We start from the raw sequence: 13,646 nt of genomic DNA on the forward strand, positions 1-13,646 counted from the left end.
TGCGAACGGCTGTCTGCGAACGGATTCTCTCGAATGTCCGGCTTCCTTCTTCGCAGGCTAGGGCCCGGAACGGGGGGTGGGCATGCTCCATCCGGGCGGTGTCCGAGGGGCCGCTTGTCCGTCTTGGACAGGAGGCGGCCGGGGAGCGTGGAAGAGGCCCGGCGTCCGTATCGCCGTGCACCGGGCCGGGTAAGCGGCCCGGTAAGCGGTGAACTCCCTTTGGGAGGGCGTTAGATTGACTCGCAACCACGTACGGAGCGGCTGGTCAGGGGTGGCAGAGGCGATGGACAGCGACGGCACGCACGACGCACGGGGCACACACGCCGATCGTGTGCCGCGGCCGGCCGGACCGCCCCGGGTGCCGCCGCGTCCCACGCAGGCACCCGGCGGACCACCGCGGCCGGACGGATCCGCCTTCCTCACCTGGCTGCGCACGCCCCGGCCCGAGGCCGCACCGGGCGTGTGGCGGTTCGGGCACGTGCCCCGGCCGGAGGTGGAGCCGGAGCGGATTCCGGCCCGGCAGCTGCTCAGCGGCGCGTTCATCGCGTTCCTCGTCGGATACCTCATCTGGTCGCTGCTGTGGAACGGCTACCTCGGCGGCTGGTGGCTGCTGCCGCTGTACGCGATGATCCCGGACTCCTGGGCCCAGCCGCACAGCTTCGGATCCGTCGTGGTCGTCTACGCCTACTACGTGGCCGTGGCGCTCGGAATCATGATCGGTGTCGGCCGGCTCGGCCGGTGGAGCGAGGTCTGGCGCCGGTACGGACCCCCCGCCTGGCGCCGGGCCGCGCCCGTCGACGACCGGCCGCCCACACCCGAGGAGGACCCCGCGCAGTGGAACGCCCTGCGCGCCGCCGGAGCCGCCGACGCCGCCGACCGGCTCGGCTCCGACGCGCGGGCCGGCCTCATGCGCGACGTCGACCACGCCCGCATCACCCGCGCCTGGCAGGGCGTACGCAGCGGACGGCACAGCCTCGCCACCTTCACCGGCGCCGTGCTGCGGGAAGGCGCCGCCGCCTGTCTGCACCCCTCCGGCGACCGGGATCTGCCGGGCCGGCTCGCGCGCCACGACCTCGTCACGGGGCAGGTGCGCCTCGGCACGACCGCCGACGATCCGCGTAATCCGTACGCCTATCGAGGCACCGGGACGGCGCTCGGGCCCGAGCTGCTGGGGACCTCGCTGCTCGCCGTCGGGCCCGCCGGATCCGGCAAGACCGGCGGTGTCGTCCGGCCGCTCGTCGAGTCGCTGTGCCTGCACGCGCTCGCCGGGCGGGCGGCCGTGGTCGTCGTCGGGGCCGCGGGGGCGGGCCTCGGCCCGGTGGACGCGTACGACGTCGTGGTGCGGGTGGGCGATCCCGAGTCCGTGTACGACCTCGATCTGTACGGCGGCACCACCGACCCGGACGAGGCCGCGGCCGTGCTCGCCGAGGCGCTCGTGGGCGACCTCGCCGACCCGCACCCCAGCGGGGACAGCCGGCGCTCCACCACCGTGCTCGCCCAGCTGCTCGGGCCGTACCGGGCCGTCCACGGACGCTTCCCCTCCGTGCCCGAACTGCGGCAGCTCCTCGACGGCGCGCCCGGCCCGCTCGGCGCGCTCCGCAAGGCGCTCACCGAGGGCGGCCAGGAGTCGCTGCTCCGGGAACTCGACGCGCGGGAGCGGCAGTTGGGGCAGCCCGGCCATGTGGGCGGAGTGCTCGCGGACCGGGTGGCGCTGCTGGACAGGCCCGCCTTCGCCGGCTTCTTCGACACCTCGGGACAGACACGGCCCTTCTCGCTGCGCGCGCTCGACCATCCCGTACGCGTACGGATCGACCTGCCCCAGCGCGGGCACGCGGACGCCGCACGGATCCTGTCGCGGCTCGTGCTCGCCCAGTTCGCGGCCAGTGTCGCGGTCCGCGAGGACCGGTCCCTCTTCGCCTGCCTCGTGCTCGACGACGCCACCGGGGTCGTCACCCCCGAGGCCGTCCGGGGGATCCAGCGGCTGCGGTCCGCCAACGCCGGCGTCGTGATGACCCTGCGCACGCTCGACGACGCGCCCCGCCCGCTGCGGTCACCACTGCTCGGCTCGATCGGGTGCCGGGTGGCGCTGTCCGGGCTCACCCCGTGGGACGGGCAGGACTTCGCCGAGGTCTGGGGCAAGGAGTGGATCGAGGCGCGGGACGTCACCGACCGGCAGATCATCGCGGAGACGCCGGCCGGGAAGGCGGTCCACATGCTGCGCCGGGTGATCACCGGCAACGCGCCCACCGCCCGGGCCGTCACCGTGCGCCAGGTCGAACGGGAACGGTGGTCGGCGTCCGAACTGGCGCACGCGGTGCCACCGGGGCACGCGGTGCTCTCGCTCACCAGCGTGCGCGGGGAGCACGCGCCCCCGCTCCTGGTGGACCTGCGGAACCCGGGAGCCTGAGCAGCGGGATGTGAGGGGGCGGTGGGGCTCCTGAGGGGGTGTGGGCGGGCGCATCCGGCAGGACGTCTGGACATATGGTCACGGCTCGACCGTACGGTGAGGCAGAATCGGCATAGGCCGTTCATACATGGCGGCCAAAAGATCACCTCGTCATCAACACCTCGTCATCAACACCTCGCCATCACCTCGTCCGTGACCGTCGAAGAACCCGTGAAGACCTGAAGGCCCCATGCCCCCCACGCTCGCCTCGCTCGTCCATCACTCGGCGCTCAAGCTCACCGTGCGCGCGGGCAGGGAACGGCTGGACACCCCCGTGCGCTGGGTGCACGCCAGCGAGCTCACCGACCCCGTGCCCTACATGGAGGGCGGGGAGCTTCTCCTCATCACGGCGCTCAAGCTGGACGCCGAGGACGCCGACGCCATGCGCCGGTATGTGAAGCGGCTGGTCGGCGCCGGGGTGGCCGGGCTCGGCTTCGCCGTCGGCGTGCACTACGAGAAGATCCCCGACGCGCTGGCCGAGGCGGCGGCGGAGGAGGGTCTGCCGCTCCTGGAGGTCCCTCGGCGCACCCCCTTCCTCGCCATCAGCAAGGCCGTCTCCGCGGCCATCGCCGCCGACCGGTACCGGGCGGTGACCGCGGGCTTCGCCGCCCAGCGCGAGCTGACCAGACAGGCGCTGAGCGACGGACCCGAAGGGCTGCTGGCCGCGCTCGCCTCGCAGGTCGACGGCTGGGCCGCGCTGTACGACGCCTCCGGTGCCGTTGTCGCCACCGCACCGGACTGGGCCGGCCGCAGGGCCGCCCGGATCACCGAGGACGTGGAGCGGCTGCGCGACCGGCCCGCGCCGGCCAGCTCCGTCGTCGGCGGGGAACCCGTCAACGGCGCGGACGGCACGGACGGCGAGGACCGGGTCGAGCTGCACACGCTGGGAACCGGACGCCGTGCCCGTGGCGCGCTCGCCGTCGGGACCGCGTCCGCGCTGGGCACGGCCGAGCGGTATGCCGTGCACTCCGCGATCGCCCTGCTGACCCTCGTCACGGAACGGTCCCGTTCGCTGTACGCCGCCGAGCAGCGGATCGGTGCCGCCGTGCTGCGCATGCTGCTGGCCGGGCAGCCCGATCACGCCCGCGGGGTGGCCGGGGACCTGTACGGCGGGCTGCTCGACGCGCCCTACCGGATGATGCTCGCCGAGGCCGCGTCCGCCTCCGCCGGGCGGGCGCGGGCCAGGGGCGGTGCCGACGCCGACGAGGTCGACGCGGCCGGTGTCGAGGCGGCCTCGGCCGTGCTCGCCGAGGCCGGGGACGATCTGGTGGGCGGGTTCGTCGAGGTCGCGGAAGCCGCTGCCGCCCGGTCCGGTGAGGCCGTGCTGGTCGTGCCCGACGGGGAGCGGCGGCTCGTGGTGCTCGCCGCGGACGGGGGTGCGGTGGTCACCGCCTGCACGCGGTACGCGCACACCGTCGGTATCGCGCGGAGCGGTTCCGAGCAGGGGACCGACGAGGACGAGCTGGTCGTGGGGGTGTCCGCGCCCGCCGGTCCGGTCGCCGCCGGGGCCGCCTACAAGCAGGCCGAGCAGGCGCTTTCCGTCGCCCGGCGGCGGGGGCGGGTGCTGGTCGAGCACGAAGAGGTGGCTACGGGGTCCGTGGTGCCGTTGTTGGCGGACGACGCGGTGCGGGCGTTCGCGGACGGGCTGCTGCGGGCGTTGCACGAGCACGACGCGACCGGGCGGGGGGATCTGGTCGCCTCGCTGCGGGCGTGGCTGTCGCGGCACGGGCAGTGGGATGCGGCGGCGGCGGATCTGGGGGTGCATCGGCATACGTTGCGGTATCGGATGCGGCGGGTCGAGGAGATCCTCGGGCGGTCTCTGGATGATCCGGATGTGCGGATGGAGTTGTGGTTGGCACTGAAGGCGACGGCTGCCGTGACGGGGTCTGTGGCTTCGTCTGCGGCTTCGTCTGCGACTGCTTCTGCGGGGGAGTAGGTCGGCTTCGGCCGGGCTCGGTTGGATGGTGCGGGTGGGTGGGGGCTGGGGATTTTGCGCCGTTCCCCGCGCCCCTGAAAGCATGCGCCGTTCCCCGCGCCCCTGAAGACGAAAGGTTGCGCCGTTCCCCGCGCCCCCTGAACCGCGAATGATTGCGCCGTTCCCCGCGCCCCCAGGTGGGTGGTCTGCACCTTTCTGACGAAGTGGAGCCATGTCAGGGGGTAGTGCTACTCCGTGGACAAGTGGGTCCCGGGGGTGGCGGGCCTACCGTGGAGGCGTCGAGCAGTTGACCTACTTCTTGGAAGGGCCGGGGATCTCATGACTTCCACCCATGCCTTCTGGCTTGCCGGGCGCCAGGCCACCGGTGAGGCCACCTTCGATGTCACCTCCCCCTGGGACGGGCGCCTCGTCGGCAGGGTCGGTGTGCCCAGTGACGCGCAGGTCGAGGAGGCCGTCGCCGCCGCCCACGCCGTGCGCGACGAGTTCGCCGCCACCCCGGCCCACGTACGGGCCGCCGCCCTCGACCACGTGAGCAGGCGGCTCGTGGAGCGGACCGAGGAGATCGCCCGGCTCATCTCCGCCGAGAACGGCAAGCCGCTCAAGTGGGCCCGCGGCGAGGTCGGCCGCGCGGTGTCCGTGTTCCGGTTCGCGGCCGAGGAGGCCCGCCGGTTCAACGGCGGCGAGGCCCAGCGGCTGGACACCGACGCGGGCGGCCAGGGCCGGCTCGCCCTCACCCGGCGCTTCCCGAAGGGCGTCGTGCTCGGCATCGCCCCCTTCAACTTCCCGCTCAACCTGTGCGCCCACAAGATCGCCCCGGCCATCGCGGCGGGCGCGCCCATCATCCTGAAGCCCGCCCCCGCGACCCCGCTGAGCGGCCTGGTCATCGGTGAGCTGCTGGCCGAGACCGACCTGCCGGCCGGCTCCTGGTCGGTGCTGCCCGTGGCCAACGACAAGATGCCCGCGCTGGTGCGGGACGAACGGCTGCCCGTCATCTCCTTCACCGGGTCCGACAAGGTCGGCTACGCGATCATGGACTCCGTACCGCGCAAGCACCTCACCCTGGAGCTCGGCGGCAACGGCGCGGCCGTGGTGCTGGCCGACTGGGCGAGCGACGAAGACCTCGACCGGGCCGCCACCCGCATCGCGACCTTCAGCAACTACCAGGGCGGCCAGTCCTGCATCTCCGTGCAGCGCGTCATCGCGGACGCGTCGGTGTACGACCGGCTGCTGCCCCGGATCGTCGCCGCGGTCGGCGCCCAGGTGACCGGCGACCCGTCCGACGACACGACCGACGTCGGTCCGCTGGTCAGCGAGGACGCCGCCGAGCGTGTCGAGTCGTGGGTCGACGAGGCCGTCGCGGCCGGTGCCGAACTGCTCGCCGGCGGCAAGCGCGACGGCGCCTCGTACGCGCCGACCGTGCTGGCCGGCGTACCGGCGGAGGTGACGATCTCCCGCGAGGAGGTCTTCGGGCCCGTCCTCACCGTGCAGAAGGTGGACGGAGAGGCCGCCGCCTTCGCCGCCGTCAACGAGTCCAAGTACGGGCTCCAGGCAGGGGTGTTCACCCACGACCTGCAGACCGCCTTCCGGGCCCACCGGGCGCTGGAGGTGGGCGGGGTGGTGATCGGCGACGTCCCCTCCTACCGCGCCGACCAGATGCCGTACGGCGGGGTCAAGGAGTCCGGTGTCGGGCGCGAGGGCGTGCGGTTCGCCATGGACGACTACACCTACGAGCGCGTCCTGGTCCTCACGGGGCTCGCTCTCTGACGGCCCGGGCGTCGAGGGGCCGGGAACGCGGACCCCTATGGCTAGTGACAATCATTTTCATGTAGTGTGCCGGGCATGGCAGTCCCGAAGCGCAAGATGTCCCGTTCCAACACCCGGCACCGCAGGTCGCAGTGGAAGGCGGCGACGCCCGTCCTCGTCCTCTTCCACGTCGACGGGCGCGCGTACGCCGTGCCCCGTCGGCTGATCCGCGCCTACGAGCGCGGCCTCATCAAGCCCGAGGGGTGACCCCGCCTCACCCCCGGGCGAAGGGGCCCGGCACCGCTGCCTTACGGTGCCGGGCCCCTTCCTTGTGCCCTCGGCCCTCTCCGGGCCCTCAGCCGGAGAAGCCGACGTGCGCGAGCCGCAGCGGGCCGCGCAGCTCGACGCGCAGGTCGTGGACCCCGGCGACGCCGAACGGGGTGGTGACGGAGGTGTAGGCGTACGGGCCCGTCGTGGGCGCGATGTCCAGGTGGACGACTGCCTGGCCGTCGTCCAGGGCCAGTTCGAGGGTTCCCTCGCCCGACACCTCGACCGTGACCGACCGGGCGCCCGGCCCGAAGTCGCAGGCCCGGTAGACCAGTTCGGCCGTGGGGCTGCCGCTCGGGTCCGGGTTCGCGGGTGTCACCGCGTCGCCCGACAGTTTCGTACGGTCGACGATCTCGGTGCCCCGCTGCTCGTCGAAGTCGGCCGGGCGCAGGCCGCGTTCGAGGACCGGGCGCGGGGCCGGAGGTGTGCCGCCCGGTTCGATCGTCGTGCTCAGGCGGATGTCCTCGGCGGACGCGCCCGCGAGGAGTTCGTACCCGCCGGGTTCAAGCCGCGGGCCGCCCTGTGCGGCGTCCCAGCACGCGAAGGCGGAGAGCGGGAGGTCGAAGGACAGTTCCGCGGTGGCGCCCGCGGGAAGGTGGACGCGCCGGTGGGCCAGCAGTTCACGGCGGGGGCGCGGCACGGAGGGTGACACGGGACGGCCGTAGACCTGGGCCACCTCGTCGGCCGCCGTGTCCCCGGTGTTGGTGACCGTGAAGGTGACCTGGACGGACTCCTCCCCGACCCGCGCCGCCAGGTCCGCGTACGCGAAGGACGCGTACGACAGGCCGTGGCCGAACGGGAAGAGCGGGGTGCCCTCGAAGTACAGATACGTCTGGCGGCTGCCGATCACGTCGTAGTCGAGGAGGCCGGGCAGGTCCGCGTCCGAGGCGTACCAGGTCTGGGGCAGCCGGCCCGCCGGGGAGACGTCCCCCGCCAGCACGCGGGCCAGCGCGGTGCCGGCCGCCTGGCCGCCGTGGGCCGTCCAGAGGACGGCGGGGAGGCCCGTGGGGTCGAGCGCGTAGGGGTACGAGGATGTGACGACCAAAGCCGTGCGCGGGTTCGCGGCCCGTGCCGCGTCCAGCAGCCGTCGCTGGTGGGCGGGGAGGGCGAGGGTGGTGCGGTCCTCCGTCTCGCGCCCGTTGATGTGCGGGTCGTTGCCCGCGACCACGAGGACGACGTCGGCGGAGGCCGCCGCGTGCGCCACCGCGTCCTCGCCGCGCCCGGTGATCTCCAGTTCCAGGGCCGTCGGATTCTCGTCGGCAACCTTTACGCCGTCGGCGGTCACAGAGACGTAGCGACCCGTGCCGACGTGCTTGAGGAGGTGCCCGTCCCCGTGCCCGCCCTCCTGGGAGCCCCGGGGTTCCAGCCGGAACGTCTCCTGCACGACCCAGCCGCCCGGCTGGTCCGCCGAGGCGCGCACGAAACCGTCCTCGGCGACCGAGAGGTACCGGCCGTCCGGAGCGCGGAGGGTGAGGACGCCCTCGCCCCAGTCGATCAGTGCCAGCTCGGTGCCCACGTCGTCGGTGGTGAGCGGCGGCAGATCGGTGCGGCCCGTAAGGAGGGCCGGGTCCAGCGCGCCCCCGGCCCCGCGGACCTCCTCACCCGCGTCGTCCGCCCTCGGCACGCTCAGATACGTACCGTCGGAGGTCTTCAGGCGTACGCGGTCCACGCCCTCGGCGAAGTCCACGCGGTCGGCGCCGAAGCGGTCGTACAGGCCCTCCAGTGGTGTGGACCGGTGGATGAGGGTGCCGCTGTACCAGTCGAGCTTGCACTCGTCGGCGAGGAGCCCGACCACCGCGATGCGGGTGCCCTCCCGGGTGAGGGGAAGCAGACCGCCGTCGTTCTTGAGCAGGACGATCGCCTGTTCCGCCGCCTCCCGGGCGAGGGCCCGGTGCGCGGGCGTGTCGAAGTCCTTGGCGTCCGCGTACGGGTCCAGCAGAGGGTCGAACTCGCCGAGCCGGAAGCGGACCGCGAGCTGGCGGCGGACCGCCGTGTCGATGTCGGCCTCGGTCAACAGGCCCCGGTCCAGGGCCCCCTGGACCCGTTCGACGATCTTCGAGCTGTCCGTGCCGTGGTCCGTGAAGCTGTCGACGCCGGCGAGCAGCGCCGCGGCCGTCGCCTCCTCGTGCGTGTCGAAGTAGTGCTCGGAGTCGACCAGGTTCGAGGGCGCGCCCGCGTCCGAGCAGACCAGCAGGTCCTGGTCCGTCCAGGTGCGCAACTGCTCCGCCAGGTACGGCGACACATGGTTGGGGCGGCCGTTGACCAGGTTGTACGCGGGCATCACACCGGCCACCGCGCCCGCCTCGACCGTCTCGCGGAAGGCCCGCAGATCGTACTCGTGCAGCACACGGGGGCGTACCGAACCGGACGCGGTGGCCCGGTCCGTCTCGTTGTTGTGCGCGAGCCAGTGCTTGAGGACCGGGGCCGTGCGCCAGTAGGCGGGATGGTCGCCGCGCAGACCGCGGGTGTACGCGGTGGCGATCGCCGAGGTCAGCTTCGGGTCCTCCGAGTAGCCCTCCTCGTTGCGGCCCCACAGGGGGTGGCGCAGCAGATTCACCGTGGGCGCCCAGACGTTGAGGCCGACGCGGTCGTCGCGCGAGCGCATCGCGCGGGTCTCGGTGGAGACCGCCTCGCCGACCCGGCGCACCAACTCCTCGTTCCAGGTCGCGCCCAGGCCGACCGCCTGCGGGAACACGGTCGCGGGTCCCATCCAGGCGACCCCGTGCAGTGCCTCCTGGCCGGTGCGGAACGCGGCGATGCCGAGGCGCTCCACGGCGGGCCCGAACTGGTGCAGCATCGCCACTCGTTCGTCGAGAGTGAGCCGCGACAGAAGATCGTCGATGCGCTTCGCGAACGGCAGCTGCGAGTCGCGGAAAGGCGGCGTTTGTGCAGTCACGCGAGGATCCCTTTGCGGAAGACGGGGAAGGCCGGCGGCGAGCTTTCGAAGCGCTTCGATGCTGATTCGATGAGTGGTCGGGTGTCAAGACACTCGGACCCGACAACTCCGGATCCGCACGCCCAACTGCCCTCATTCCGTGGGGCGAAAGAGACCGGTACAGACCTCTGACTCTCCGGCACACCTCCGAGGAATGTTTGAATCGGCTCTTGTGCACCCCCAGGTGTTCACTTAACCTCGCAGCAACATCGAAGCGCTTCGACTGTCTGCCGCGGTGAGCGACCTCCCGCCTCCGGTTGTCGAAGGTGCCGCTCCTGGGTGCCACGAAGGGTTGACGCAATGACGCCGAACACCTCCGCCTCCGGCCCCGGCCGGAGAAGCTTCCTCGCCTCCACGGCGGTCGCCACCGTCGCGGTGGCCGGCGGTATGCCGCTGCTGGCCGCCTGCGGTGGCTCCGACGGCGGCAAGAAGGAGGGCACGACCTCGGGCAAGGACGCGAAGAAGATCCTTCCCGCCTTCGTGGCGCAGAACGTGGTGACACCGGACATCGCGTCGAAGAACGGGTCCTCGCTCGGCTTCACCAGCGAACTCGTCACGGCCGACCTGAAGACCTCGGTGTCCGGGAAGCTCGGCAAGGGCAGCACCATCAAGATCATGTCGCCGTTCTGGGGCTCACCGCCGAAGGGCGACAACCCCTACTACAAGGCGATGAACGAGAAGATCGGCGCGAACGTCGTCTGGCAGAACCAGGACGGCAACACCTACGACGAGAAGCTGGGCGCGGTCCTCGCCTCCAGCGACATGCCGGACGTCGTGGTGATCCCCGGCTGGAACATGGGCGGCAAGATACCCAGCGCCATCATCAGCAAGATGGCCGACCTCGGCCCGTACCTCTCGGGTGACAAGGTCAAGGAGTATCCGAACCTCGCCGCCGTCCCGACCGACGCCTGGCAGCGCTCCATCTTCGGCGGCAAGCTGCGCGGCCTGCCGATGCCCAGCTCGTACGTCGCCAACATCGTGCCGTACTACCGCAAGGACATTTTCGACAAGAAGGGCTACGAACTCCCCACCTCGGCAGCCGAGTTCCTGGCCCTGGCCAAGGAGATCACCAGCGCCAGGGCGAAGGTGTGGGCCTGCGACGACATGAAGTGGACGGCGTTCAACAGCTTCGGTGTGCTGTCCGGGAGCGAGAAGCCGCTCGGCTGGAACTCCGTGGACGGCAAGCTGGTCTACCGCGTCGAGACCGACGAGTACCTCGAAGCGCTGGAGTGGACGCGGAAGCTGTACTCCGCGGGAGTCGTCCACCCGGACGCCAAGGCGCAGAACCAGGGCGACTCCGGCCTGCGCTTCACGGCCGGCGAAGTCCTCATCTACAACAACGACATCTCGCACTGGTGGGCCAAGACCACCGAACAGGCCGCGCAGAACAAGGACTTCCGTATCGCCGGCATGGACGTCTTCGGCCATGACGGCGGGGACCCCACGCTGTGGGCAGGGGCACCCGCGAGCATCTTCGCCTTCGTCAACAAGAAGGCGTCCAAGGCCGTGATTCAGGACGTGCTGGCCGCCGCGAACGTCACCGCCGCCCCGTACGGCACCGAGGAGTACATGCTCACCAACTACGGGGTCGAGGGCACGCACTACACGGTCAAGGACGGCACGCCCACCAAGAACGACAAGGGCAACCAGGAAGTCCTGAACGCCTTCGTGATGCTGGCTAGCCCCGCCTCGACGATCGCGCACCCCGACCTTCCGGAGATCGCGAAGGCGCAGGTCGAGTGGCAGCAGCGGATGGGCGCCTTCACCAAGAAGTCCCCCTTCTACGGCCTCCAGATCATCGAACCGGCCCGCTATACGAACCTCTCCAACGACTTCGAGCAGCTGGAGGACGACGTCGTCCGCGGCCGCAAGAAGATCAGCGACATGCAGCAGGCCGTGTCGGACTGGAAGAGCCAGGGCGGCGACAAGCTGCGGGACTGGTACGGGAAGCTGCTGGACGACAGCGGATCCGCGCAGGGGTGACCCGGTGGCACACAGCACCACTCCACGTGACACGACTCCACGTGACACGACTCCACGTGACACGACTCCACGTGACACGACTCCACGTGACACCACTCCAGGTGACACCACTCCAGGTGACATGACTTCAGGTGACATGACTTCAGGTGACACGACTGCGCGTGATACCGCTGCCCGTGACACCGAGGCGCGCGGCGGCACTCCGGTCGCCGCCTCGCCGCCCGGCGCGGGGGTCACCCGGACCGAGAAGAGGGCCCTGAAGAGGGCCCTGAACGGCGGCGGCACCTTCAAGGTCCGCTTCGAACGGGACCGCACGCTGATCCTGATGACCCTGCCGACCGTCCTGCTGGTCCTGGTCTTCAACTACATACCGATCCTGGGCAACGTCGTCGCCTTCCAGGAGTACGACCCCTACGTCAGCGACAACGGTTTCATCGCCGTCTTCCACAGCCCCTGGGTCGGCTTCGAGCAGTTCTCACGGCTGTTCGACGACTCGGCGTTCTGGGACGCCGTCCAGAACACCCTGGTCCTGTTCGGACTGCAACTGCTGCTCTTCTTCCCGGTCCCGATCCTGCTCGCGCTGCTCATCAACAGCGTGATCAGGCCCCGGGTGCGGGCCGTGTCGCAGGCGATCCTCTATCTGCCGCACTTCTTCTCCTGGGTGCTGGTCATCACCGTCTTCCAGCAGATCTTCGGCGGCGCCGGCATCATCGCGCAGACCCTGCGCCGGCACGGCTACGAGGGCTTCGACCTCATGACCGACCCGGGGATCTTCAAGTTCCTGGTGACGGCGGAGGGCGTGTGGAAGGACGCCGGCTGGGGCGTCATCGTCTTCCTCGCCGCACTGGCCTCCGTCAGCCCGGATCTGTACGAGGCCTCGGCGATGGACGGGGCCGGCCGGTGGCGCCGTATGTGGCACGTCACGCTGCCCGCGCTGCGTCCGGTGATCGCCCTGCTCCTGGTGCTGCGGGTCGGTGACGCGCTCACGGTCGGCTTCGAGCAGATCCTGCTGCAGCGGGACGCGGTGGGACCGGGCGCGGCGGAGGTCCTCGACACCTACGTCTGGTGGAACGGCGTCCGCAACCAGGACTTCAGTTACGCGGCGGCGGCCGGCCTGATCAAGGGCGTGGTCAGTCTCGGACTCGTCCTCGCCGCGAACAAGGTCGCCCATCTCATGGGCGAGCAGGGGGTGTACAAGAAATGAGTGCCGCGACCGAGGGTGTCGTGACCGACGAACGGCCGAGGGCCCAAGGACCGAAGGGGCCCGGCCGCTGGGCGGCCCCGCCGAGGCCCGTCTGGGAGGAGGAGCCGCGCAGGGCCGGACTGGCGGGCAAGGGCATCGCCCTGACCTTCGCCTGTCTGGCCGTCCTGTTCCCGCTGTGGATCGTCGTCGTCACCAGCCTGTCCACGAAGCAGACCATCAGCGAGGCCGGTGGTCTGGTGCTGATCCCCCGGGGCGTCACCTTCATCGCCTACCAGGAACTGCTGAGCGGCGGCCAGGTCACCCGCGCCACCGTCGTCAGCCTGGGCGTCACCCTCGTCGGCACGCTGTTCTCGATGACGGTGTCGGTCCTCTGCGCGTACGGGCTCTCGCGCATCGGGTCGCTCGGGCACCGCTGGTTCCTGATGACCCTGCTCGCGACGATGTTCTTCGGCGCCGGCCTCATCCCCACGTATCTGCTCGTGCAGTCGCTGGGGCTGACGGACACGTATCTCGCGCTGATCCTGCCGAGCGCGATCAGTGTCTTCAACATCCTGGTGCTGCGCGCGTTCTTCATGGGCATCTCGCCGGAACTCACCGACAGCGCGCGGATCGACGGGGCGGGGGACTGGCGGATCCTCTGGCAGATCGTGCTCCCGCTCTCCCGTGCCGTCATCGCGGTGATCACGCTCTTCTACGCCGTCGGGTACTGGAGCGCGTGGTTCAACGCGTCGATCTACCTGAGCGACCAGGACATGATGCCGCTGCAGAACGTCATGATCCAGCTCGTCCAGAAGCAGGAACCTCCGGTGGGGCTGGGGCAGGCGATCAGGGCGGGGGAGTTGTCCGCGCTCGCTGTGCAGATGGCTGTGATGGTGCTGGCGTTGTTGCCGGTTGCGTTTCTGTCGCCGTTCGTCCAGAAGCACTTCAAGAAGGGGATGCTGACCGGCGCGGTCAAAGGCTGACGGGTTGCCCCACGGGGTCGTATGCCGGGTGCCGGTCCGCTGTGGCCGGTCGCGCCGTTCCCCGCGCCCCTTCGGGGGCGCCCCCCTCTCTCTATCGAACGAGGTGTGTC

Annotated in this window: 8 protein-coding genes and 1 pseudogene; 8 read left to right on the top strand and 1 reads right to left on the bottom strand. The window is 71.1% G+C overall.

The window, feature by feature from the left end:
• Positions 1-283: 283 nt before the first annotated feature.
• The 5 genes and pseudogenes from ACH4DZ_RS38135 to rpmF all read left to right on the top strand — a co-directional run bounded on the left by ACH4DZ_RS38135 (position 284) and on the right by rpmF (position 6,392).
• Entirely contained in the window at positions 284-2,407 is a 2,124-nt protein-coding gene (locus tag ACH4DZ_RS38135; protein ID WP_398293329.1) for an ATP-binding protein, read from the top strand.
• A 229-nt stretch (positions 2,408-2,636) separates the two neighbouring features.
• A pseudogene (locus tag ACH4DZ_RS38140) lies at positions 2,637-2,954 on the top strand (PucR family transcriptional regulator ligand-binding domain-containing protein); the annotation flags it as partial.
• A gap of 1,116 nt (positions 2,955-4,070) precedes the next feature.
• Positions 4,071-4,382, top strand: coding sequence for a PucR family transcriptional regulator (locus ACH4DZ_RS38145; RefSeq protein ID WP_398293331.1), 312 nt, complete (start codon positions 4,071-4,073; stop codon positions 4,380-4,382).
• A 318-nt stretch (positions 4,383-4,700) separates the two neighbouring features.
• Entirely contained in the window at positions 4,701-6,146 is a 1,446-nt protein-coding gene (locus ACH4DZ_RS38150; protein ID WP_398293209.1) for an aldehyde dehydrogenase family protein, read from the top strand.
• Between the two features lie 75 nt (positions 6,147-6,221).
• Entirely contained in the window at positions 6,222-6,392 is a 171-nt protein-coding gene (rpmF, locus tag ACH4DZ_RS38155) for a 50S ribosomal protein L32 (protein WP_398293211.1), read from the top strand.
• A gap of 88 nt (positions 6,393-6,480) precedes the next feature.
• Here rpmF and ACH4DZ_RS38160 read toward each other — a convergent pair whose 3' ends face one another.
• Complete coding sequence (locus tag ACH4DZ_RS38160) at positions 6,481-9,348, bottom strand: glycoside hydrolase family 3 C-terminal domain-containing protein (protein ID WP_398293213.1); 2,868 nt, start codon at positions 9,346-9,348, stop codon at positions 6,481-6,483.
• Between the two features lie 339 nt (positions 9,349-9,687).
• On the opposite strand from ACH4DZ_RS38160, the gene ACH4DZ_RS38165 reads away from it, so the two are divergent.
• The 3 genes from ACH4DZ_RS38165 to ACH4DZ_RS38175 all read left to right on the top strand — a co-directional run bounded on the left by ACH4DZ_RS38165 (position 9,688) and on the right by ACH4DZ_RS38175 (position 13,536).
• Positions 9,688-11,370, top strand: coding sequence for an extracellular solute-binding protein (locus tag ACH4DZ_RS38165; protein ID WP_398293215.1), 1,683 nt, complete (start codon positions 9,688-9,690; stop codon positions 11,368-11,370).
• A 136-nt stretch (positions 11,371-11,506) separates the two neighbouring features.
• Entirely contained in the window at positions 11,507-12,574 is a 1,068-nt protein-coding gene (locus ACH4DZ_RS38170) for an ABC transporter permease (RefSeq protein ID WP_398293217.1), read from the top strand.
• The gene (locus tag ACH4DZ_RS38175) at positions 12,571-13,536 is read left to right on the top strand and encodes a carbohydrate ABC transporter permease (protein WP_398293219.1); all 966 of its coding nucleotides are present in this window, start codon (positions 12,571-12,573) and stop codon (positions 13,534-13,536) included. The genes ACH4DZ_RS38170 and ACH4DZ_RS38175 overlap by 4 nt, the downstream gene beginning before the upstream one ends.
• The last annotated feature ends 110 nt before the right edge of the window (positions 13,537-13,646 follow it).

The sequence above is a fragment of the Streptomyces sp. NPDC017991 genome (genome assembly GCF_044328075.1).
In the GTDB taxonomy this organism is placed as follows: Bacteria; Actinomycetota; Actinomycetes; order Streptomycetales; family Streptomycetaceae; genus Streptomyces.